Source organism: Pannonibacter phragmitetus, from assembly GCF_050510895.1.
GTDB classification, from domain to species: domain Bacteria; phylum Pseudomonadota; class Alphaproteobacteria; order Rhizobiales; family Stappiaceae; genus Pannonibacter; species Pannonibacter phragmitetus_B.
In genome coordinates, this window is the sequence record NZ_JBNINT010000001.1 from 3,512,941 (window position 1) to 3,535,371 (window position 22,431).

The following is a 22,431-nucleotide window of genomic DNA, read 5'->3' on the forward strand; positions in this document are numbered from 1 at the left end:
GCACCCGTCAGCCGCCTCCCCCGAACGCAAACTGACGTAATTTGATCTTGCGCAAAGCACCTAGAGCGAATCTGTGCAGGCGCACATACGACAATTTGTCACCTATAAAAAATTTCGCGCTGCGTCATTGAGCCCTAAATACGTATTTACCGGTGCAGCAACAGGCCGCAGGCTTGCAGCCGCACTCCGTCAGTCCTCATGAAAATGGCCGGGTCCGATGGCGAACACAGCCGATACCTCCTCCATGAAGTCCTCTTCGAGCGGCCGGGGCACGCACGAGCATGACGTTTCCCCTCTGACATCGCTGTCGGCGTGATCATTGGGCGAACTTCAGAGTTCTTCGACTTCTTCGTCTTCGCCATTGCCTCGGTCATCGTGTTTCCGGCACGAATCTTCCCGTTCGTTGATCCGTTGACCGGTACGCTCTGGTCCTTCGCCCTCGTGGCGCTGGCCTTCGTAGCCCGGCCATTGGGCACGGCGATGTTCATGGCACTCGACCGGCGTCACGGCCGCGTCACCAAGCTGACAGTGGCGCTCTTCCTGCTCGGCACATCAACGGTGGCCATGGGCCTCGTGCCGTCCTACGAGACCGCGGGCTGGTGGGCCGTGGGCATGCTGGTGCTGTTGCGCTTTGGCCAGGGCCTTGCCCTGGGCGGCACCTGGGACGGTCTGGCACCGCTCCTGGCGATCACTGCATCAAAGGACCGGCGCGGTTTCTATGCCATGATCCCGCAGCTGGGCGCCGTGGTGGGCCTTGCCGTGGCAGCTGTGCTCTTTGCCTATCTGGTGCTGACGCTCTCCTCGGCAGATTTCCTCGATTGGGGCTGGCGCTATCCCTTCTTCGTGGCCTTTGCCATCAACGTGGTGGCGCTCTTTGCCCGTCTGCGCATCGTCGATACACCGGAGTTCAAGGAGCTGTTCGAGACGAACGAACTGACGCCGACGAGCCTGTCCACCACCCTGTCACAGGATGGCCGCACTGTGCTTCTGGGCATCTTCGTGCCGCTGGCGAGCTTTGCCATGTTCCACATGGTCACTGTGTTTCCGCTGTCCTGGATCTTCCTCTACACAGACGAAACCCTGGGCTCGTTCCTGTTGATCGAAGCCGCCGGTGCAGGCCTTGGCATTCTTGCCATGCTGTTCTCCGGCTGGCTGTCGGACCGGATCGGCCGTCAGAAGATCCTTGTCTGGGGTGCCTGGGCCATTGCAGCCTTTGCCCTCAGCGCCCCCTTGCTGCTGAGCGGCGGGCAGGCTGGCGTCACCGCCTATCTGATGATCGGCTTCCTGATCCTCGGCTTCAACTTCGCCCAGTCCTCCGGCGCCGTGGCTTCGCTCTTCGATCAGCGCAACCGCTACACGGGTTCGGCCGTTGTATCCGCTCTGTCGTGGATGTTTGGCGCAGGTTTCGCGCCGCTTTGCGCGCTGTTGCTGTCCACTTGGTTCGGCCTCTATGCGGCGGGCCTCTACCTCCTGTCAGGTGCCGTCTGCACGCTGCTCTCGCTGGCCGTCGCCCGGCAGATCGCCCTGCACCCCCGCGGTGAGTAAGAACACAATCCAAAAGATGAAAGGCCGCCGGTTCATTCCAGAACCGGCGGCCCTTTTTAATTTCAAGGATGGATCAGACGCGCGCGATCAGATGGGCATATGAGCCCGAAACCGTTCCGCGACGCAGCCCCATGTCCGGCAGGGCATCGCCCAGCGCATCGCGTGCGGCAAACAACCGCTCAGCCTCGCCTTCATGGACGATACTGGCGTAGTGGAACTCGTGCGCCGTCAGCGCTGCCCCCTGCTCTACCCCGGCAAATGGCAGACTGCCCAGCGCCGTCAGCCGCCGGTAGCCCAGATGCAGCTTGCGGGCGGCAAAGCTGGTAACGAGCGGCAGCAAGCCTAGCATGGCGTGCTTTCCGCCGCCTGCATCGATCAACCCCTCGCCCAGCACCATGTAGCCGCCGCACTCACCGTAGACCGCTGCACCGCGTTCTGCTGCCTGCTGCATACCCGCCTTGAAGCGCGATGCCCCAGCAAGCTGACCCGCATGCAACTCCGGATACCCGCCAGGCAGATAGACCGCATCGGCTTTCACATCAGGCGCCTCATCCGCGAGGGGCGAAAAGGGCAGGATTTCAGCCCCCGCTGCCCACCAGCCTTTCAGAAGATGCGGATAGGCAAAGGCAAAGGCGACATCATCAGCGACCGCAATGCGCTGCCCCGGCGGCGGCAGCAGGACGGGCCAGCCGGACGGCGCCCCCTCAACGGCCGCAAGCGGACGCGCAAGCGCGTTCAGAGCCGCAAGATCAACAGACCGGGAGGCCTCATCCGCCGCCCCTTCAAGAAACTCTGCGAGGTCAGTCCGCTCTGAGGCTTGCACCAGCCCCAGATGCCGTTCGGCCAGAACCAGCGCCCCGCTGCGCGGCACCTCGCCCAGCACCGGCAGCCCAAGCGGAGCAAGTGCCGCCCGGAGCATGGCGCCATGGCGGGCAGAGCCCACCTTGTTGAGGATGACGCCCGCCACCTCCACATCGGCCCGGTGATCCCGGAAGCCCCGCACCACCGCAGCCACCGACTGCGCCTGACGGCCGCAATCAATCACCAGAACCACAGGCACGCCCAGAGCCGCCGCCACATCTGCCGCGCTGCTGGAGCCATCAGAAGCACCATCGAACAGCCCCATGGCCGCCTCGATCAGCAGCAGATCCGCCCCCTGCCCGGCTTGTTCCACAAGCTGGTGCAGCACGTGCGGCGGCATGGAGAAGGGATCCAGATTGACCGAAACCGCGCCAGAGGCCGCCTCATGGAATTTCGGGTCAATATAGTCCGGCCCGCATTTCGCCCCGAGCACGGCAAGGCCATTGCGCCGCAGGGCAGCGAGCAGGGCAAGGGTCAGCACCGTCTTGCCGGAACCGGAGGACGGCGCGGCCAGCATCAGCGCCAGGGGAAGAGAAGACCTCATGTGGCTGTGCCTGCCGCCTGCTGCGGATGGCCGCCAAGCCCCAGCGGATCGGACACGAGCACCCGTCCCGCCATGGCGCCAACCCAGTCCAGCCCGTCACGCAGACGAACCACTTCGCCGACACAGACGATGGCGGGCGGCTCCAGCCCTGCCAATTCGGCTTCCTGCGCACAGTTGCCCAGCGCGGTGATAAGCACCTTCTGGTCCGGCTGCGAGGCATTGCACACGATAGCCACAGGCTCATCCACAGGCCGCCCACAGGTTATCAGCGCCTGTGAAATCTCCGGAAGATGCTTCATCGCCATATACATGATGATGACTGGCGAGCCTTCGGCGATGCCCTTCCAGTTGATGGCCTCCGGTGCAAGGCCTGTCTGGTCGTGTCCTGTCAAGAAAGTGACAGCCTGATTGGTATCGCGGTGCGTAGCGGGAATGCCCGCATAAGCAAGGCCGCCGATACCTGCGGTGATGCCGGGAATGATACGGAAGGGTACGTGCGCGCCCGCAAGGCCCAGCGCTTCCTCTCCGCCCCGGCCAAAGACAAAGGGATCGCCGCCCTTCAGCCGCAGCACCCGTTTGCCCTCGCGGGCAAGTTCAATCAAACGCAGGGTGATGTCGCGCTGCTTCGGGCTCGGCTTGCCGCCGCGCTTTCCGGCATATTCCAGCAAGGTGCCGGGCCGGGCGAAATCGAGGATGCTGGTATCGACCAGCGCGTCATAGACCACCGCATCCGCCTGCTGCAGCCCGTTGAGGGCGTGAAGCGTCAGGAGCCCCGGATCACCGGGGCCGGCACCCGCCAGCCACACCCAACCGGCTTCGAAGACCGGAAGGGCAAGGGGCAGCACAAGGGAATTGGCAGCACGTGTCATGCCACCGTTCTACCTGCCTTGCCGCCAGTGGCCAAGCCGGTTGCTTGCCTCTCCGCCGAATGTCTGATGCAGCGGCCATTGCGGCTTCAGATGAACCTGAACGGGGGTTACAGCAGAGGCATGGCACGGCCACCTGGCCGGTCACGGCGGGCCTCGGCGCGCAGCCGCAAGACAGCCGCAAGGAACCGGTAAATGCCGACCGTGTAGCGCTTGCCGAGGCGGCGCGGCTCCTGCATCAGGCGGAAAAGCCACTCCAGGCCGGCAGCCTGAAGAAAGCGCGGCGCCCGCACCACTTCCCCGGACAGGAAATCGAACAGCGCTCCAACACCGATGCAGATGGTCGGATTGAGCTTGTCCCGGTTCTCGACAATGAAGCGTTCCTGAGCAGGATTTCCCATGCCGACGAGCAAAAGGTCCACATTGGCTGCATTGATCTGCGCGATGAGAGCGTCCTTGTCTTCACGCGCGAAATAGCCGTCATGGAAGCCTGCAACATGATGCTGCGGGTAACGCGCACCAATAAACTCAGCCGCGCCCGCCACAGAACTTGGCTTTGCCCCCAGCAGATAAATCCGCATAGGCAGTCCAATGTTCTCCAGAATCGCGGGCACAAGGTCAGTGCCATTCAGATTTGCCGGAAACGCCTTGCCCGTGATGGCACGCGCCGCAATGTCCACGCCGATCCCATCGTTGAACAACGTCATGCGGGACAGAGTTTCCGCGTACTCAGGATGATCAAGAGCCTGAAGGACAGTGTGTGCGTTACAGATGGCGACATCCATTTTTATGCGCAACAACTGGGAAGTGCGCAGCATATCGATGGCTTGCGCACGCGATAACCTGTTTATCCCAAGCGGACCAATTTGCGCGACCCCTGCCCCTAAAGGCATTCCCAAGGTCAATTCAGGCAACAACATCCCCAACGCCCCACTTCATCACTCTTTTGACTGAGGGAAGTTGGTCAAAACAGATCAACAACGCCTTAACTCCCAGAAGAAAGACATTCTATAGATTATACATCCTCAACGCCATACCAAGAATTCTTACATTGTTGTCATGATTTCATTTACCATGACAATTGCACTCCTTTTGCAAACGCTAGGGCAGGCACAAGCCGGGATAGCGGCCCATTTTCCAAATGTTAATCATATCTCTTCATCTTTCCTAACACTACGGTGCGGGCATGCCCGCCTCCCCGGTCAGCTCAAGAGGTTTGCCGCCCATCGCCTCGCCAACGGTTCTCGGTCATGGTTGAAGTTTCTGATATTCCGGCCATTCTCAGGCGCCGCCTGCGGTGGATCATCCTTGTTCCGGTGCTCCTGACCGGGCTTGCCGTCCTCTTTGCCATGACACGCGCTCCCGCCTACACGGCGTCCGCAGAGCTGCTCGTGGAACCGCCCAGCCTGCAAATACTGGGACGGGAATTCTCTGGCCGCGAGGGCGCATCGCCGCTGGAAGGCTTCGATGTCGACAGCCAGGCCTTCGTGCTGATGTCCACCCCGGTTCTGGACCGGGTGGTGACTTCGCTCGAACTCGAAAATGATCCGGCCTTTTCCGGCAAGGGCCTGCGGCAGACCTTGCTGCCTTTCCTGTTTTCCGCGCCCGATCCAGCAGGCAGGCGGATGGCGGTGATTGAGGCACTGCGCAAGCGGCTGCAGGTGCAGCGGATCGAAAAGACCTTCATCTTCCAGATTGCCGCGACACATCCGAACCCGGACCGGGCTGCCGACATCGCCAACGCCACCGCTGCGGCCTATCTGGAGGAAGCTGCCAAGGCCCGCTCGGAGGGCTTCCAGCGCACCAGCCAGTCGTTGAAGACGCAAGCCGACCAGCTTCAGGCACAGGTGCAGCAGGCGGAGGCTGCGGTGGAAAAATACCGCGCCGAAAACGGTCTGATTTCCACCTCCCAGGGTGGGCTTGTGGTGAACCAGCAGCTGCAGGACCTCAACACCCAGCTCACACAGGCGCGGGTGGACCTTGAGAAGGCCAAGAACACGTTCGAGCTGATCCGCCGTCTTAGCCCGTCCGACATCGAAGCGGGTGCCATTCCGGTGGATGTGGCCAACACGGTGCTGAGCTCGCTGCGGTTACAATATGCGAACCTGGCCGAACAGGAAGCCCGCGCATCGACCACACTGGGCGCAAATCATCCGCAAATGCGTGAGATTGCCGCTCAGATACAAAACACCCGCCGCCAGATCTCGGATGAGCTGTCCCGCGTCCAGCGCAACATCCGCAGCGACTTCGAGCGCGCACAGGCCAATCTTGCCGGGCTTGAGACCCGGATCGACCAGCTGAAATCCGCCAACTCCACCCAAAGCCAGGCGCAAATTGAATTGCGGCAGCTGGAGGCAGAAGCTGATACCCAGCGGGGGGTCTATCAGCTCTTCCTGAAGCGCGCGCAGGAGCTGGCCGAACAGCAGAATGTGACCGCCACCAATTCCCGCATTCTCTCTGCCGCCCAGCCTCCGCTTTCTGCAAACGGGCCGTCGTCGGTGATCATCATCGCCGCCGCAGCCATCTTTGGGCTTGCCGCTGCCGCAGGTGGCGCCGTTGCCGCCGAGATCGTCAGCGGACGGCTCAACTCCGAGCGGGATCTCGTGGACTGGACCGGCGCCCCCATCCTTACCAATCTTCCGGTTCTGTCACCGTCCCCCGCACGCAAGCTTTTGGGCAGAAGGGGTGGAAGCAAGCCGCCCGCCTTGCTCAACGAAGTGCAAATGTGCATGACCCGGGTCGCCTATGCCCTGCGTTATGCCCTGTCGGAAGAGCTTCCTGCGAACATTCTGATCCTGCGCACCTCTGACATGCTGGACACACGGCCCGTCGCCCGGGGCATCGCCGAAGCGCTTCACGAGATGAACGAGGACGTGCTTCTGGCTCAGGCCCTGCCCCAGTCAGAACAGAGCATGCCGGAAGACAGGCCCAAGGCGCGCAAGGGCGAACTGGCCAGGAGCACCGGTGAGCCGCCAGAGCGCAATGCCGCCCTGTCACGCTACCTCAGCGTCGAACGGGTCAATGAACGGCGCAAATATGCAGGCCCCGCCTCCCTGATGGATGAAGGCCAGGATTTTCTGCTGATCGACTGCGGTCCCTCCGAAAGCAATCCGATCCTGCCGGTGCTGCTCAAGAACTGCGATGCCATCGTGCTGGTAAGCCAGCTCGGCGCCACGCGGATGACGGATCTCGACCGGGTGCTGGCCTATATCCAGCCGTGGCAGGACCGGGTGATCGGCAATGTCGTCCTTGAAGCGGCCTGACGGGACGGCTCACCCCCGTTTCCGCTTGCCTCCGGCTGGCGCAAGGGTGCAGCCCGCACGTCCGCAGGAACGCAGCCCCGCCTGGCTGGTGGCCGTCTATGCGGTCATCTTCGGTACGCTGATCTTTAACCTGGCTCTGGCTTTCATCAACACCAGGGTCATGGGCATCTCGCAGAACCATGTGGTGCTGAGCGAGTTGCTGTTGACCGCCTGTGCCATGCTGCTGGCCATGACGCGCCGGGCCAATCTCTATGTGGTCATCGGCGTCTATCTGGCCTACATGCTGATGATCATGGCGCTGCGCGGGATCATTGATCCCAAATCGGTGCGCGATGCGCTGGTGCCGGTGATCTTCTATTTTCTAGGCCGCCAGATCCATGACATCCGGCACGTGGACCGGCTGGTGCTCTGGTCAGCTCTGCTCGTTATCGCCGTCGGCCTGATTGAGTACCTTTTCCTCGACCTGTTCCTGCAAAACGTCAACATTTTTGACTACTACGTCGCCCGCGGCACGATCACGGCAGACAGCAATTTTCTGGGCGAGGACAGCCCTCTGTTCCACAGCGGCGTTCGGTTGGGCGGGCGCAACTTCTTTGCCTTTCTTGGTGCCCACCGCGTCTCGTCGGTGTTCCTGGAACCGGTATCCATGGGCAACTTCGGTGCCTTTCTCGTCATGTGGGCCGTGTTCCGGCAGGACATGCAGGGCCGCCTGCTGCTGTTTGTGCTGGCCTTTGCGGTGATCATTCTGGGCGACGCCCGTTTCGGCATGTTCGTGTCACTGAGCTTCTTTCTCATCGCTCCGCTTAACCGCATCACCCCGCGCGCCGTGCTGGTGGCTGCCCCTATCCTGATCGTGCTGCTGCTCATCATCTACGCCGCAGCCAGCAACAGGCTCGGCTGGGATGACACGCTGACAGGCCGGTGGCTCTACTCGGGTCAACTGCTGATGAAGCTGGACTGGAAGGGCATTCTCGGCATCTCCACCATGCAGACCTACCTGTCTGACAGCGGCTATGCCTTTGCTCTGTTCCAGACAGGCGCCATCGGCCTGCTGGGGCTTTGGGTGCTCTACATTTATGCCCCGGCGGCGTCCGATGCGGGCTGGCGCCTCAAAGTGCTGATGGCGGTCTACATCTGCCTGCTGATGATCGTTTCCTACTCGCTCTCGACCATCAAGACCGGCGGCCTGCTCTGGCTCTGCGCCGGTGCGGCAGATGCCTGGAACGGGCGCCATCCTGCCGGGGTCAGCCGCCTTGCCCTGCCCGCCCTGTTCCGCCGCCGCAAGACGGAGCGGCCAGCCGTGGCGGGCCGCTGGAAACTGCCGCCAGGCTTCGAGAAGGGCCGCGGGGCCTGAGTTCACGCCAGTATCGGAACAGTATCAGGCCAGCCTCAAGGCGTCAGCATAGAGCCGTTCATAGGCGGCCGCCGTGCCGGCCCAGCCGTGCTGTGCCGCCGAGGCAATGGCCGCCTGACGCTGAGCCGAAGGACCAGCCATCAGCGCTGCCCATGCCTCTTCCACCGCATGAGCCGCATTGTCTGCATCAGCAAAGCTGGCAAGACGGACCATCGGATGTTTACGGGCAAGTGAAACGAAGGCCGTGTTGGGTTCCACCACCGGCAGGAGCCCTGCGCTGAGGCCCTCGATCATGGCAACGCCGAAACCCTCATAATTCGAGGCGCTGGCGAACAGGCTGCAACGGCCCATCACCTCACGGATGCGGGCGTTGGACGGATTGCAATGCAGCGACACCGCGGCCTCAAGCCCGCGCTGGCCGATCATGCCGCGCACATCCGCCTCGCTCCAGTCCGAGCCGCTTCCCGCGATATGCAGGTGCCATTCGCTGTCTTTTGCCACCAGCACCCTCATCATATCGAGGAGCGCATCAAGGCGTTTGTTGTGGGAGAAGCGGCCGATGGTCATCAGACCCTTCACGGGCACGGGCGAGGCCGCACCGCCGAATTTCTCCAGATCCGCCGCATTCTCGATCAACCGCACGCGGGAGGGGGCAATGCGGGCAAATGTCGCCAGATCGCTTTCACTACAGCAGGCAATGCCCGGGTACCGGCTGGCGGAAAGCCGCGTGACCGTGTTGAACCAGAGCGTCTTCAGCCGCTTGTGATCCGCCGTATGAAAGAAGCCGCCATGGGTGGTTGCGACCATCGGTGTGCGGCGGAAAGGCGATGTCCAGGCGAGGCTGTCGAAGAAGAAATCGACCGCATGCACGTGGATGAGATCGGCTTCGCCAAGCTCTGCGAAAACGGACGGCGCCAGCGGATAGCGCGGCGAGCCCCTGAAAGGAATGCGCCTCACCTCGAAGCCGTCGATGGTTTCCTGCGGAGGAAGCAAACGGTCCGGCTCGATGAAAAGGCGGTTCAGTGTCACCACCTTCACGCGGCCAAAACGCCCGGTCTGACGGCCAGCCAGATTGCGCACCACATCCTCAAGCCCGCCAATCATCGGGTAGAACTGGCGCACCACGTGCACGATTGTCTTGTCTGCGAAAGGCGAAACAGGCTCGGGAAGCGGTGCCGTCATGAAGAAGGTCCTGAGGTTGGGCGCATGTGCACGGCAGGCTCGCCCCAGCCGCTGCGAAGAGCCCGGAAAACTCCATGCGCGCCGCTGAGAGCCTGGGGCACCGCATGAGCGGCGAACTCGCCATTCTGCCGGGGCCAGAGCCAGCGCGCCTGCGCATGTTGCGGAAAGAGGCAGCCCGGCTCGGTGGTCACCGCGCCATGGAAGCCAAGCCCGCGCAGGATCTCCGCCTCCCGCGTGCCGCTGATCGACGGAGCGCCATAGGGATAGGCAAACCAGCGGACCTCACGGTCCAGCAAGGCTTCGAGATAGGTCTTGTTAGCGGCAATGTCCGCTTCTGCGTCCGTCTCGGACAGCAGCGCCAGCGCGCGGTGGGTGGTCGTATGGGCCCCGATTTCGACGAGCGGGTGCAGGTCAATCGCCTTCACCTCTTCCGGTCCCATGGCCAGCCGGTCTACAAGGCCCGGCATATCCAGCGCGTGGGCCGCAAAGACATCCGGCAGCAAGGCTGCTCTGGCAAAGTCAGCCCAGACCCAGGCAGTCATATACTCCAGTGCTGCCAGTTTTTCGGCAGCGGTGCGGCTTTCAATGATCTGACCCATGGGCTCAATGGTGAGCCTGTCGTTGTGCAGCGCCAGTTCACGCAGGCCCAGCCACCAGGCATTAATGGACCGGTTGAGCATATCCGTTGGCACGAAGATGGTGGCAGGCGCGCGGTGGCGCTCCATCACCGGCAGGGCCAGCTCCAGGTTGGAACGGTAGCCATCATCAAAGGTCAGCGCGGCAAAGGGGCGCGTATCGCCAGCTGCAAGCCGCCGCTGCGCCTCGTCCAGCGTAACGAACTCCCGGCCCTGGCGCTGAAGCCCGGTCAGGATGGCATCGAAGTCATCGATCCGGCAGCCCTGCCCCAACGACGGCCCGGTGTCGCGGACGAATTCGTGGAACATCAGCACCACGCCTGAGCCGCCATAGCGCCGGCCCACGATCGCATCCAGCCCAATGCCGTGCAGCAGGCGTGCGGCTCCCGAAAGAACCGACGCCCTGATCTTTGCTTTCAGGGGAATGCCGGGCACCACTGGTGTCATGAGGGCCTGTTTCCGTTTCCGATCTGCCGCTTCCAGCTGCTGCCGTCATCTGAGGGCGACAATGGCATAGCTCTTTTAACAAGGGCTTGATCAAATCTGCCTTTGCCGCAGCGTCAGTTCAGGCCCGTTGCGGGCCCCTCGTCATTCCGGCTTTATGGCTGACCTTACGTTTCCTCAAGACTCCTCAGCTATCAAGAGACCAACTGCAACAAGACGAGCCCAGACTATGCGCATATTGATGGCCTGCGCCGCCTTCCCCCGAATCTGCCCGGAGGAGCCCAGACCTCCTCCTTCATGCTGGCGAAGATGCTGCAGTCGCAGGGGGCGGACCTGACCGTCGTCAATGTGGGCGACACGGATGCAGAGGAAACCGTGTCCGGCATCCGGGTCCACCGGATTGCCAGCCCGAATGTCTATTGGGACTATATGAAGCGCAAGGCTGCCTGGAAGAAGCCGGTCTGGCATGCGCTGGAGAACGGCAATCCCTTCGCCTTTGCCGCCATGCGCCGGCAGATCGCCCGCACCCAGCCGGATCTGTTTCTGACCGTCAGCATCGAGAACATCAATGTAGCCAGTTGGGCGGCGGCAAAGATGGCCGGTTTGCCGGTGGTGCATACAGCCTTCAACTCCTTCCTGATCTGCTGGAACTCGGTGATGCAGAAGAAGTCGGAGAACTGCACGCGCCAGTGCAGCAGCTGCAAGCTGACCTCCCTGGGCAAGCGCGGCTTCACCCGCTTTGTCGACGGGGTGGTGGGCGAGTCACAGGACGTGCTGAACCGGCACCGGCTGGAGGGCTATTTCCCAAACGCTGAAATGCGCCGCATTCCGGCTGTTCTGCCCCGGCTTCAGACCTCTGCGCCGCGCCCTTTCCCGCAAGACCGGCCGCTCAGGGTCGGCTTTCTGGGGCTGCACAGCCATTTCAAGGGCCTTGCCTATCTTGCCGATGCTGCCCGCATGCTGGCGGACGACCGCAGCATCGAATTTCATATAGCCGGGGAAGGCGCCTCGCGGGACAACTACGCCGAAGAAGTCCGGGCACGTTTCCCGCAGCACAATACGGTGTTTCACGGTTGGGTGAAGGCAGACGAGTTCCTTGCGGGCATCGACGTTCTGGCCTATCCGTCCATCGGGCGTGAGGCATTCGGCCGGTCGTCGATCGAAGCCTTTGCCCATGCCATTCCTGTTATTTCGACCAATATAGGCGGTGTGGCTGAAAACATCGTAGATGGGGTCAATGGTTTCCACGTGCCGCCGGCCGATGCGGCCGCCCTCAAGGAGGCAATCCTGAAAACTGCAGCTTGTGCAGAGCAGTACGCAGCGCTAAGCGCAGGCGCACTGGCGGCTGCCCGGACCTACTTGCCGGAGACCATCGGACCGCAGTTCAGCGGCTTCCTTGAACATATCCGCAGCCGTGCGCAGACATCCCGGTCACTGCTTCAAGAGGCAGATGCCGAATGAAAGCGCTTCGCCAGATCCTGTCCCGCGTCAATCTCAAGGAATTTCTCTGGTCACTCGTCAGCCGGCTGGCTTCACCGGTGCTCAGCTTTTCCGTGCTGCTGATGGCCAGCCGCATGCTGACCATCGAGGAATACGGCCTCTACAACTTCCTCTTTTCGGTCGGCTCTTCGCTGGGCCTTGTGCTGGTGCTGGGCCAGAACGTGCTGCTGCTCAAACATTACCGCAACAGCGGTAAGCCGGAAGACGCCCTTGGCAATGCTGCCCTCTTGCGGATGAACGCGGTCTGGCTTGCCGGTGGCGCCCTGTTCCTCTTGGCAGCCACAGCCCTCATTTATCCGTTCCGGCAGGGTCTTGAGCTGCATTATCAGGCACTGCATGTGGCCTTTATGTTCGCCGCAATTTTCTCCGTCAGCGAGTACATGCAGTATTATTTCCGGGTTAAGGGCAATGTCGGGCTGGCGCTGACACCACGCGAGAACATCTGGCGCATCCTCACGCTTCTCTGTTTCCCGTTCTTCACTTGGACTGGCTTCATGAACTCCGGCGCCAGGGCGATGGAGATCACCACAGTGCTTCTGGTGGTGGTGGTTGGCTATCAGGCGGTGCGCATGCTCGCGCTCGAGGGCTCAGGCTTCCTAAGCAAGGCACGGATCCCGCGCGGGGCGGGCCAGAAAAGGGAGTGGACCCACGAGAGCCTGTTCTTCACCGCCAACAGCTTCTTCGTGTCCGCTTCTCTTTATCTGGAAACCATCCTCATCGGCATCTTCCTGAGCCTTGAGGCTGCTGCTTTCTATTTCGTCGCTTTCCGCCTTGCCGCGCTGCTGATGCTGCCTGTCACCATCATCGACACCGTCGGCGTGCCTATGGTTTCTGTAAAGCTGCAGGAGCGGAACACAGCCGGGGCTCAGCATCTGATCTCGATCCTCTCCGCCGCAAGCTTTGCCGGAACATTGCTCGCCTATGTGTTCATGATGCTGATCGGGAAATTTGCGCTCGGACTGTTCGAACCGAGCTTCGCCGAGCACTTCGATGTCCTGGCAATCCTGTGTTTGCTGCCGGTTCTGCATGCCTTCTTCGGCCCTGGCACCAACCTCATGATGATCGGCGGTGGCGAGCGCTACTTCCTGGCCATGCGATCGGTTGCCTTTGCCGTCTATATCGGCGCGCTGGTCCTGGCCGCGCCGGTCTATGGCATGGCAGGGATTGCGGCAATCGGTACACTGCACAGCGTTGCCGTGCTCTATCTCTGCCGCAACTGGTCGCTGAAGCACATGGGGGTGGACAACATGGCAAGCACCATCATCACCGTGCTGCGCAACTGGCGGCAGGGCAGTGTGGCCAGCGCGGCCCCTGCCCCCAAGGACGGGCAGTGATGGCAGGGCGTACGGCAGCCGGGCCTGCACCCGCAAGGCTCATCGCCGGACTTCTGTCCGCCCTGCTTTGCCTGCCTGGGGCTTCCCCGCATCAGCCCAAAACCTCACCTGCCTGCGCGGTGCCAACGTGGCCGGGGCGGAGTTTGGCGATACCGTGGGCAAGCTCGGCACCACCCATTTCTATCCGACGCAGAAGACCCTCACCTATCTGGCCGGCAAGGGCATGAACATCGTCCGCTTTCCCTTCAAATGGGAGCGGCTGCAACCCGAGCTTTACGGCCCGCTTGATGACCGGGAACTGACGCCCCTTCTGGCCAGCGTTGCCATGGCGCGGCAGATGGGTTTCACCGTCATTCTGGACCCGCACACCAACGCCCGCTTCGCCGGCAAGCAGATCGGCTCACCGGAGGTGCCAACCGCTGCCTTCGTGGATTTCTGGCGCCGCATGTCCGCCTTTCACGCAGGCGACCCTCAGGTCATGTTCGAGCTGCAGAACGAGCCGGACTACATGGATGCAGCCTTCTGGCTGCCCTCCGTCAATGCAGCCATCGCCGCGATCCGGGAAAATGGCGCGGACAACATGATCCTGGTGCCCGGCACCATCTGGACCAGCGCCTATCACTGGTTCGCAGAGCAGAACGGCGGCAGCAATGCTGAGGTGATGACGGGCGTCGTTGATCCCTTGAACAACTTTGCCTTCGACATCCACCAGTATCCCGACCACGATTTTTCCGGCACCAACCGCACCTGCCCGGCCACAGACACGGCGATTGAATCCCTCCACCGGGTGACGGACTGGCTGAAGGCCACCGGCAACCGGGCACTGCTGGGCGAATTTGGCGGCACCGCAAGCCCGGACTGTCTCGACGCCATCGGCCGCATGGCCGGCTTCGTCAATGACAACCCGGACACATGGATCGGCTGGACCTATTGGGCCGCCGGAGACTGGTGGGGCGATTATCCGCTGTCGATCCAGCCCGATGACAATGGCATCGAGCGGCCGCAGATGCGGGTGGTACAGCGCTATATCCTTGATCCCGCCACCGGGCAGATCCCGGCTTGCGCCTCCTTGCCCCGGCAGCCGCATGGCAGCTGCGCGGCCCGGACGGGAACCAGAAAGGAACCGGTGCCGCCGATGCCCCCGCGCGCTGACACTGTGACGGCACAGATCCCGGTTGCCCTCAGCCACGAGCCCGGTCTGATGATGGGGCCGGCGGCTGGCACGGGGGTGATCCTGATCGAGGACTGGGGCTACACCGGTCTTTGCGCCCGCCGCAGCATGCGGCTGCTGGCCGAGCGGCTGGCCGCTGCGGGCTATCCGGTGCTACGGTTCGATCTGCCCGGCATGGGCGCCTCCTTGCGCAGGCCGGAAGAGATTGACGGATTGGACCAGGCTGCAGCGGCCCTTGATGAAGCTGCCGAAGCTCTGAGCGCTGCCCGGGCATGCGACCGGTTCATCTTCGCAGGCCTTGGCCTCGGCGCGCTTCTGGCACTGGACCGGGCGGCCCGCCATCCGCAGAGTACTGCCGCGCTGATCCTCATGGCCCCACCCGTTTCGGGCCGCAGCTGGCTGCGGGAGAACCAGCTGAATGCGGCCATGATCTCGGAACGCACGGGAATCTCCACGCAGCCGGTGCCGGGCATCGCCTTTCATATGGCCGGGATCCCCATGCCGGAGACGCTGGCTGCGGCCATCCGCACACGCAGGATGACTGCGCAGGACATTCCGGCCCGCCTGCCCGTCCTCGTCATGCCCCGTCCTGGACGGACCGCCGAGGTGGACTTCGCTTCGGACCTTGCCGCCACGCATCCCAAGGCAACACGGCTCGACTTTTCCGGCTATGACGCCATGGTCACGGACCCGACCCTGTCGCAGGCACCGCTGGACGATCTGGGCGGGATGGCCCTCTGGCTGGAACAGGCCTTACCGGCGGCAGCCGCCACACGGGCGCCTTCCCCGGCGCGGCCTGCCATTTTGGCCGCCGCCACGTTCAGCGAGGAAAGCGTCATCCTGGGGCGTTATGGCCAGATGGCCGGAACGTGGTGTACGCCTGCGCACCCGCCGGAAACGCACGGCCCCGTGGTACTGGCCTTTTCTGCAGGCGGCACACCGCGCACTGGCTGGGCGCACGGCATGCGGGAGATGGCGCGGGCACTGGCGGCGCAGGGCATCGCCACGCTGCGGGTGGACGCCTCGGACATTGGTGACAGCGTGGCCGCACCGGAAGGCCTTTACCCGGTGCATTACAGCTCCCCCAGATGCAGGACGTGACAGATGCGCTCGACTGGCTGGACGCACGCGGCTACCGCCAAGTCATTGCGACAGGCGCCTGCAGCGGTGCCTATCTGGCACTTCGCGGGGCCGTGGCAGATACGCGGATCAAGGCGGCGGTTTGCATCAACCTGCAACGGCTGCAGTGGGACCGGCGCGAAGATATCGCCGACCTGCTGCACTTTGGTCATGACAATGCCGCCGGCTATGCGGGCAAGCTGCTTGATCCGGACAAGTTGCGGAAACTCTTCTCCGGCGGCGTTCCGGTGTTGCGGCTCCTGAGATACATGGCCGGACGGGCGCTGCAAAAGGCTGAAGAGAAAACGGCGCCCTGGGCCATGGGCCTGACGCCTTCCTCCCGTCTGCAACGGCAGATCGCCGCTGATCTGGCGCTTGTGTCCGGGCGCGGTCAGACCATAGACCTGATCTACAGCCCCAATGACCCCGGCCTGCCCTATCTTGAACAGGCGCTTGGCCCCATGGGCGCCAAGGCAGCCAGCCTGCCGGGCGTATCCGTTACCTTTCTGGAAAAGGCCGATCACAATCTGACACCGCCCGAGGCGCGCACCGTCTGGCTCGATCATCTGCTGAAAGCGGTTCAACCCTCATAACGCACACCCGCCAGCGCATTGACCGCCGAGACTACGCCAGAGGGCTTTGCATCAGCCGGGGCCGAAGCCTTGCGCCTGAGACGAATGCGGCGCGGCTCTGCAGGTGCGAGGTGGAACCAATTGTCCTGCGCGATGAAGCAGGGGTCCTCCACATGCAGGCTTTCGGCAAAGCGGTCTACCGCTATCTCCAGCGCCCAACCGTTATCTTCGTCCTGCTGCACTGCCACCGCCAGCCCCAGATCCTGCTGTGGCAGATTGCGGCCAGCCGGGAAATGGAACGCTTCGCTGAGACACTCGCCCGTTTCCGCATCCGTTAGGCGCAGCACCGTCACCGAATGCGGCAGTGGGCCGAAACGGTAGGCATAAGTGATGTCGAAAAAGCTGCCGATCAGATCAACGGCAGGGATGATCTGCCCCGAGCGGGCAGCAAGCTCCAGCTCGCGGTGGCCGCACACAACCGGCACATGTCCGTCCCGCAGCGCCTGCAAGGTGAGTTTCACCCGGCGCGGCTCTGGCGTCTCATTGAGAAGATGCACGTCGAGGCCATTGGTGCCCTCATCCAGCGCCAGCACCTGAACAGGGCGCAGCACATGGGCCAGGGCCTGCAACGCGGGCTTGGGCTCTCCACCCGCCGCCATCAGCCCCCAGCCGCAGCCGGGAGCAAGATCATTCAACGCCAGCACCAGCGCTCCCCGGCAGGAAGACCCAACCCGCCGCCACTCGGCAAAGGTCTCCGACATCACTGCGCCGCTGGCTGCGCGGGACAACATGAGATAACGCGCCGGGTCTTGCGCCGCGAGGGCCTGCGGGTCAATTCTGCAAAGATTAGCCAGATAATGATCTCGCACATCCGCGAAATCCCAATCGGCGCCACGGTCTCTCGGGGCCAGCGCCTTCCAGCTGGTATCTGACGGTTTGCGGCCAGCAAGGCCCGCGTCATCCGGCAAGTTGGCGAAGGCAAGGCACTCTCCGGCAAAGCGGACATTGGCCCGGCGGGCATCTTCCAGCGAGCGGCGGTAGGCTCCGACACCGTAATAGTGGCCTATGCCTTCCCCCGGATAGAACGGCAGGCTGCCGCCAGAAGGAGAGTTGGGCACGAAGGGAATACCGGGTGCATCTTCACCCGCAAGGCGCGGAAGCAGGTCCTGCGAGAGCGGACAGGCGCGCCGCTCTGCGGGCAGGCCCATCATCGCCGCCTGCTGCTGCATTTCGCTGCCGCCGCACAACACGGTGAGGCAGGGATGCGGGCGGAGGCGGGCCAGCGCCTGCCGCACCTCCACTTCGACGGAGGCAGCAAAAGCCTCATCAGCCATTGGATAATCAAAGTTGGCGAACTGGAAATCCTGCCAGAGCATCAGCCCCAGTTCATCGCACAGATCAAGCAGATCATCGCTGGCATAAACGCCCAGACCCGGCACGCGGATCATGTTGAAACCGGCTGCCGCTGCTGCTTCCAGATGCGGGCGGCATGCCTCCCGGTCATCACGCAGCGCCAACAGGTCCGCACTCGTCCAGACCGCACCACGGGCAAAAACCGGCACGCCATTGAGGACAAGGCCGAAGCCCTTGCCGTCCTGCCCGTGTTCCACCTCAATGCGGCGGAAGCCGGTGCGGCCAAGCCATGTCTCTACGCCGTCCTGCACCAGCACCACATCATGCTGGACCGGTGCGCCGTGGGTCGCGGGCCACCATGGGGCAACGCCGGGCAGCCGGAGATTGGCCGTGAATGTGCCAGGACCGGTTTGCCTCAGCTCCGCAGTGTGACCGGCGCAATGAATCACAGCTTCCGCCGTCTCCGCCAGCTTCCTCAGGCTGACAGTCAGATGACCGGTGCCGTCTTCATCCAGATGCGCAGCGATGGCTTCCAGCCGCGGCGCTTCTGCTTCCAGCTTTTCGATCCAGACCGGCTTCCAAGGCCCCACGGCCTCAATTTCCGGGCACCAGCCGGGCATGTGGCCAAGCAGCGTCGTGCGGATGCCACGCAGTGCGGGCTCGTCAATGAGCATGGTTTTCCAGCGGGCGCGCGGCAGCTTGCGGGCAAGCATCCCGGCCAGCGCCCGGAAGACGAGAACCAGCGTGTTCTGCGCCTGAGCCTCCACCTCAACCGCATAGCGGCGGAACATGTTGTCCGTTTCAAGAACGCAAGCGCCGTTCCACCAGACCTCGCAGAGCGTTGCCAGCCCGTCGAAAATGAGCCGGGAACGGCCGGGTTGGGCGGTGACCTCAGCGCTGTAACAGATATCCCGGCCCTGCAGCGGAGTGGGGGCAGCCGGATCAAACCGCCCTGCCTGCGCAAGGGATTCCGCCGCCGTTCCGGGCACGGCTGCGGGGATGCTCTCCAGCCCGGCAGGCTCTTCTGGCCTTGCAGCAGAGCCAACCGGCAGCACCACCATGCGCCAGTCTGCAGTGAGAAGCTTACGCCCTGCCATCATCATACGCCGGGACCTTCATGGGCAGCCTGCGGTTTCACACCCGCTCCTCTTCTCCTCCAAGGGGGAGAGGGCGCTGCGGCCAAACATCAGGCAACTCAGCCATCCACCTCACCACAAACCGCCACCAGCCCCGCAGCCAGCTCGTCCCAGGCATCCGCAGCAGGCATCAGGGCAGGGGTCAGCCGGTCGAAGGACTTGCGCATCACGGCTCTGGCAAGCTGGAACTGGACCGACTTGGCGCAAGAGGAAATGGCTCTGGCATGAACGGACAGCGATGCGAGGCTGCCCAGTCCAGCGTGACTTGCGGAAAGCCAGTCAAGGTGTGCAGCGAACAGCTCGAAATTCGCGCCCAGCTGGCGCAGGGTGTTGAAGGCATAGAGATGGAAGAAGCCGAAAGGCCGCTCTGAAATGGCTTCCACCTGCCCGGCAAAGACAGCCGCAAAACTGCGCACCGGGTTGGCTTCAGGCCTTGCCGCAACATGGCGGGCGAGAATCTTCGCGGCGCGATGCGCAATTTCCGGCCCTTGAGGCCACGCTGCCGGGAACTTGACGAACTCCGTATAGGGCAGCAGCGGCAGGGCATCAGGCGCGGCGTTGCGGTGGAAGATGCCGTCGAAATCCTCCCCTCCAGCCGGTGCAGGCCAAGGTTATGGAAGTAGTCCATTTGCCGGGCATCCATATCGAGCCGGTTGATGGCCACCGTCGTCTTGCCATGCTCCTTGCGGTAGGCAGTGCCCTGCGTGTCCGGCAGGAAGAAGCTGTCCAGCTCGACAAGGCACAGGCGACCGCGCCGGATCTGCTCTGCCACATGCAGTTCCACCCGGTCGTAGATGGCAAGCTCCGTCACCCGCAGGCCGAAGAGTGTTTCCAGATCCTCCAGCGGCACCTTGAAAAAGGTGAACTGATCGCCCTCGAAGTCCTGCGTGATGGCAAAGCCCAGCGCTGCCTCCGGCGGCAGGCCAAGCGCAGCCAGAACCTCGATCCATATGTCGAGATAGCAGTTGGTTTCCGGCCAGTCGCGCGACAGGTCATGCAAGGCATGGCGCTGATAGGTCTCGGGCGAAAGCGCCGCAAACACCTTGTCCCTTGCAGTCATATCAGCCCCACAGCACCTTGCGCACCTCAGCCGGCCAGCTGCCGGTATCGAGGCCGTGATGGGCGAAGAGCGCCAGCGCCACACGCTCAAGACCAAAGCCGACGCAGGCCGTGTGGGCCACTTCGCCATCTGCCGTGGTCAAGCCCCAGGTCTTGCCGAAATGGTCCTGATGGTAGTTGAAAGAGAGGCACGCCGTCGGCTTTTCGGTGGACGTGACCGGCACCAGCAGCTCGAACTTGAGGTTCTGATCGCGCTGGTTGTTGGAAAGCATGCGCCCGGCCCGGCCGAAGAACGGATCATTGGCAACATCAATGGCAACCGGCAGGCCAATGCTGGCAATAAGCTCCTGCCCGCGTTCCATCCACGACTGACGGAAGGCCATCACTTCGTCCGGCGTGCCCATGCGCACATATTCGCGCATGCGGAACAGCTGCATGCGCGCCGGATCCTTCGACGGCTCATGACGGAAGCAATAGGACTGAAGATCGAAGATGCCGCCACGCTCAGGCAGCTTTCCGCGCCGCGCCACGGTGGGATAGAGCGGATAGCAGGCGGCCGGCGTCAGTACGATATCCGTTGCCTCCTGCCCCTTGGTCCAGTCGCCGCCGTCAGTCATGCATTGCAGCAGGTTCACGTGGTCCAGCTCGCAGCCGCAGAAGCTGTGCACGGTACCGGCAAGCTGCGGGAAGCTCTTCATATAGCCCGAGCCCTCGAAGTGGGCGCGGTTCATGCCCGGCGGGAACCGGATGACCTCGGCCTGCTGGTCTGCCCCGAAAGCCGACACGAGCGCATCAAAGCGCTGGATCACATCCTCGAACACGCCGCCCCGCCCGTAGAGGCCGTCAACGCCCGTGTCGATGAGATGACCGGCGGCAAACAGCCGGTCGAGAAGGGAAGCCTGCATGTCCATATGTCCCCCGGAAATTGCTTTTTGAAATGCCTCAGCCGAGCAGGCTGGTGTCCTGCCGGTTCATCAGCAGAAGCGTGGATGTGTTACCGAGAATGCGGTCGTTGGAAATCATCAGCTGCGCCGAATGCGCGTCACGCAGATGACGGCCGAGGCTGTAGGGCGTGCCGTTCTTGTAGCCCATGATGCCGCAGACCAGCAGGCAGTGGTTGATGATCTCGAGGATCGTCTGCGAGGAGGCGATCTTCACGTTGTTCATGGAGACGGCAAAGCTGATGGAGGACAGCCGCGTCTCGTCCTCCCGCGCCGCCTCATACTGTTGCAAGGCCGCCAGAATGTTGGACTTCACCAGCTGCAGAAGGTTGGATGCCTCAGCCAGACGCAAAGCGCCGGGTGGAACAGTGCCGGGGCTCTTGCGCGCTGCGGCCTTCACAAAGGCCTGCGCCCGCGCAAAGGCATCAGCGGCAATGCCGAACCACACGCCACTCCACAGGATGTGGGAATAGACCAGCATCGACTGAGCCGCGATCTCGGCAAAGGGCTTAGGCAGGATCTGGCAGGCCGGGGCCTCGCCCTTGAACAGGAACCCGTCCGAACGGGTACCGCGCATGCCCAGCGTGTCCCAGTGATGGGTTTTTTCCAGGCTGTACTGCCCCTTCAGAAACACCGTCATCACCTGATCGGACGGCGCGCTGTCGGCCTTCGCCCGCGAGGTGACGAGGATGGCATCCGCCGCCTCCGCATAGGAAATGACCGTCGCATCCTTCTGAAGCGTGCAGATGCCGTCCGCCACCTCAATAGCGCAGATGGAATTGCGCAAATTGCCGCCAATACCGCCTTCTGTGGTGGCGGAAGCGAGCAGAAGCTGCTCTGCCGCAATGCGGCGCATGAAGCCTTCCTGCCACACATCTCCCTGCCCGTGCGCCACAAGGCTCGACACCTTGATCTGATGCATGGCGAAAATCATGCCCGACGCTGCACAGGCCTGACCGAGAATGGAGCAGACTTCCGCCAGCTCTGCGGTGGAGGCGCCTTCACCGCCAAGGCACACCGGAACTTGCAGGCCCAGCAGACGTTCCGCCCGCATGGCGTCCAGCGCCTCCTGAGGGAAGCGGCCGGATGCATCCACATCGTCCGCATGGGCTGCGGCGACGGTCGCAGCACGCTTAGCTCGCTCAGCAAGGGCAAGGGCAAGGGCACGAACCGGCCGCAACTCGTTCATCACGCCACCTGTCCGGCTGTCAGGGAAGCAACGGCCGCAGAAATTGCAGCGATCGAAGCAAAGGTTTTGCGGTTCAGCAGCGTTTCGGGAAACTCTACGTCAAAAGCATCCTCCAGCCCCAGCATCAGCTGAACCGACGCAAAGGACGAAAGACCCGCTTCGTAGAGATCATCTTCATCGTGCAATGTATCAACAGGCACAGGCAATCCGCCATGCCGGGAAATCAGATCACGGATTGTAGCAGTCATGAATTAACACCCCCAGACAACGCAAGCCCATCCCTCTCGCGTCGAGCCCGTGCCGGAACTTTTCGGCGAGGATAGGCAATCGCGGGGATCATGGCACGCGCAAAGATACAATACA

At 62.8% G+C, this 22,431-nt stretch carries 15 protein-coding genes and 2 pseudogenes; 7 read left to right on the forward strand and 10 right to left on the reverse strand.

Annotated features, from left to right (window positions below; translation table 11 throughout):
* The first annotated feature begins 244 nt into the window (after positions 1–244).
* Positions 245–1,545, forward strand: a pseudogene (locus ACQB61_RS16810) (MFS transporter).
* Positions 1,546–1,618: 73 nt separating this feature from the next.
* On the opposite strand, the gene ACQB61_RS16815 reads toward ACQB61_RS16810, so the two are convergent.
* From ACQB61_RS16815 to ACQB61_RS16825, 3 genes are all read right to left on the reverse strand, one after another.
* Entirely contained in the window at positions 1,619–2,950 is a 1,332-nt protein-coding gene (locus ACQB61_RS16815; protein ID WP_430513550.1) for a cobyrinate a,c-diamide synthase, read from the reverse strand.
* Positions 2,947–3,819 (reverse strand): uroporphyrinogen-III C-methyltransferase, encoded by an 873-nt coding sequence (gene cobA / locus ACQB61_RS16820; RefSeq protein ID WP_430513551.1) that lies wholly within the window; start codon positions 3,817–3,819, stop codon positions 2,947–2,949. Before cobA ends, ACQB61_RS16815 begins: the two co-directional genes overlap by 4 nt.
* A 107-nt stretch (positions 3,820–3,926) precedes the next feature.
* Positions 3,927–4,523, reverse strand: coding sequence for a WecB/TagA/CpsF family glycosyltransferase (locus ACQB61_RS16825; protein ID WP_430513552.1), 597 nt, complete (start codon positions 4,521–4,523; stop codon positions 3,927–3,929).
* 543 nt (positions 4,524–5,066) lie between these two features.
* Here ACQB61_RS16825 and ACQB61_RS16830 point away from each other — a divergent pair.
* Both ACQB61_RS16830 and ACQB61_RS16835 read left to right on the forward strand, forming a co-directional pair.
* The gene (locus ACQB61_RS16830) at positions 5,067–7,079 is read left to right on the forward strand and encodes a GumC family protein (protein ID WP_430513553.1); all 2,013 of its coding nucleotides are present in this window, start codon (positions 5,067–5,069) and stop codon (positions 7,077–7,079) included.
* Between the two features lie 46 nt (positions 7,080–7,125).
* Positions 7,126–8,433 carry a UDP-phosphate alpha N-acetylglucosaminyltransferase gene (locus ACQB61_RS16835; RefSeq protein ID WP_430513554.1) on the forward strand — a complete coding sequence of 436 codons (1,308 nt, stop codon included), beginning with the start codon at positions 7,126–7,128 and terminating at the stop codon, positions 8,431–8,433.
* A 24-nt stretch (positions 8,434–8,457) separates the two neighbouring features.
* Here ACQB61_RS16835 and ACQB61_RS16840 read toward each other — a convergent pair whose 3' ends face one another.
* Positions 8,458–9,615 (reverse strand): glycosyltransferase family 4 protein, encoded by a 1,158-nt coding sequence (locus tag ACQB61_RS16840; protein WP_430513555.1) that lies wholly within the window; start codon positions 9,613–9,615, stop codon positions 8,458–8,460.
* Positions 9,612–10,697: a polysaccharide deacetylase family protein gene (locus ACQB61_RS16845; protein WP_430513556.1), complete on the reverse strand. Its 1,086-nt coding sequence runs from the start codon at positions 10,695–10,697 to the stop codon at positions 9,612–9,614. The genes ACQB61_RS16840 and ACQB61_RS16845 overlap by 4 nt, the downstream gene beginning before the upstream one ends.
* 294 nt (positions 10,698–10,991) lie before the next feature.
* On the opposite strand from ACQB61_RS16845, the gene ACQB61_RS16850 reads away from it, so the two are divergent.
* The 4 genes from ACQB61_RS16850 to ACQB61_RS16865 all read left to right on the forward strand — a co-directional run bounded on the left by ACQB61_RS16850 (position 10,992) and on the right by ACQB61_RS16865 (position 16,411).
* Positions 10,992–12,155: a glycosyltransferase gene (locus ACQB61_RS16850; protein ID WP_430513557.1), complete on the forward strand. Its 1,164-nt coding sequence runs from the start codon at positions 10,992–10,994 to the stop codon at positions 12,153–12,155.
* Positions 12,152–13,528, forward strand: a complete 1,377-nt coding sequence (locus ACQB61_RS16855; RefSeq protein ID WP_430513558.1) for a lipopolysaccharide biosynthesis protein — start codon at positions 12,152–12,154, stop codon at positions 13,526–13,528. The genes ACQB61_RS16850 and ACQB61_RS16855 overlap by 4 nt, the downstream gene beginning before the upstream one ends.
* Before the next feature lie 127 nt (positions 13,529–13,655).
* A complete protein-coding gene (locus ACQB61_RS16860; RefSeq protein WP_430513559.1) occupies positions 13,656–15,800 on the forward strand; it encodes a cellulase family glycosylhydrolase in 2,145 nt (714 codons plus the stop codon).
* On the forward strand, positions 15,788–16,411 hold the full coding sequence (locus ACQB61_RS16865; RefSeq protein WP_430513560.1) for a hypothetical protein: 624 nt from the start codon (positions 15,788–15,790) through the stop codon (positions 16,409–16,411). Before ACQB61_RS16860 ends, ACQB61_RS16865 begins: the two co-directional genes overlap by 13 nt.
* Here ACQB61_RS16865 and ACQB61_RS16870 read toward each other — a convergent pair.
* The 5 genes and pseudogenes from ACQB61_RS16870 to ACQB61_RS16890 all read right to left on the reverse strand — a co-directional run bounded on the left by ACQB61_RS16870 (position 16,399) and on the right by ACQB61_RS16890 (position 22,316).
* Positions 16,399–18,846: a glycosyl hydrolase 2 galactose-binding domain-containing protein gene (locus ACQB61_RS16870; protein WP_430513561.1), complete on the reverse strand. Its 2,448-nt coding sequence runs from the start codon at positions 18,844–18,846 to the stop codon at positions 16,399–16,401. The two genes, ACQB61_RS16865 and ACQB61_RS16870, sit on opposite strands and share 13 nt — an antisense overlap.
* Before the next feature lie 92 nt (positions 18,847–18,938).
* Positions 18,939–19,939 (reverse strand): annotated as a pseudogene (locus ACQB61_RS16875) (DUF1839 family protein).
* A 1-nt stretch (position 19,940) separates the two neighbouring features.
* On the reverse strand, positions 19,941–20,849 hold the full coding sequence (locus ACQB61_RS16880) for an amino acid--[acyl-carrier-protein] ligase (RefSeq protein ID WP_430513562.1): 909 nt from the start codon (positions 20,847–20,849) through the stop codon (positions 19,941–19,943).
* 31 nt (positions 20,850–20,880) lie between these two features.
* On the reverse strand, positions 20,881–22,068 hold the full coding sequence (locus tag ACQB61_RS16885; RefSeq protein ID WP_430513563.1) for an acyl-CoA dehydrogenase family protein: 1,188 nt from the start codon (positions 22,066–22,068) through the stop codon (positions 20,881–20,883).
* A complete protein-coding gene (locus ACQB61_RS16890) occupies positions 22,068–22,316 on the reverse strand; it encodes an acyl carrier protein (RefSeq protein WP_430513564.1) in 249 nt (82 codons plus the stop codon). Before ACQB61_RS16890 ends, ACQB61_RS16885 begins: the two co-directional genes overlap by 1 nt.
* Positions 22,317–22,431: the final 115 nt, after the last annotated feature.

What these genes read in the sequence shown, in the direction of transcription:
- ACQB61_RS16830 (WP_430513553.1), top strand. Translation starts at nt 5,067, where the DNA reads ATGGTTGAAGTTTCTGATATTCCGGCCATTCTCAGGCGCCGCCTGCGG.
- ACQB61_RS16825 (WP_430513552.1), bottom strand. Translation starts at nt 4,523, where the DNA reads ATGACGTTGTTCAACGATGGGATCGGCGTGGACATTGCGGCGCGTGCC.
- ACQB61_RS16870 (WP_430513561.1), bottom strand. Translation starts at nt 18,846, where the DNA reads ATGATGATGGCAGGGCGTAAGCTTCTCACTGCAGACTGGCGCATGGTG.
- ACQB61_RS16815 (WP_430513550.1), bottom strand. Translation starts at nt 2,950, where the DNA reads ATGAGGTCTTCTCTTCCCCTGGCGCTGATGCTGGCCGCGCCGTCCTCC.
- ACQB61_RS16885 (WP_430513563.1), bottom strand. Translation starts at nt 22,068, where the DNA reads ATGAACGAGTTGCGGCCGGTTCGTGCCCTTGCCCTTGCCCTTGCTGAG.
- ACQB61_RS16880 (WP_430513562.1), bottom strand. Translation starts at nt 20,849, where the DNA reads ATGGACATGCAGGCTTCCCTTCTCGACCGGCTGTTTGCCGCCGGTCAT.
- ACQB61_RS16890 (WP_430513564.1), bottom strand. Translation starts at nt 22,316, where the DNA reads ATGACTGCTACAATCCGTGATCTGATTTCCCGGCATGGCGGATTGCCT.
- ACQB61_RS16850 (WP_430513557.1), top strand. Translation starts at nt 10,992, where the DNA reads ATGCTGGCGAAGATGCTGCAGTCGCAGGGGGCGGACCTGACCGTCGTC.
- ACQB61_RS16865 (WP_430513560.1), top strand. Translation starts at nt 15,788, where the DNA reads ATGCAGGACGTGACAGATGCGCTCGACTGGCTGGACGCACGCGGCTAC.
- ACQB61_RS16845 (WP_430513556.1), bottom strand. Translation starts at nt 10,697, where the DNA reads ATGACACCAGTGGTGCCCGGCATTCCCCTGAAAGCAAAGATCAGGGCG.
- ACQB61_RS16855 (WP_430513558.1), top strand. Translation starts at nt 12,152, where the DNA reads ATGAAAGCGCTTCGCCAGATCCTGTCCCGCGTCAATCTCAAGGAATTT.
- cobA (WP_430513551.1), bottom strand. Translation starts at nt 3,819, where the DNA reads ATGACACGTGCTGCCAATTCCCTTGTGCTGCCCCTTGCCCTTCCGGTC.
- ACQB61_RS16840 (WP_430513555.1), bottom strand. Translation starts at nt 9,615, where the DNA reads ATGACGGCACCGCTTCCCGAGCCTGTTTCGCCTTTCGCAGACAAGACA.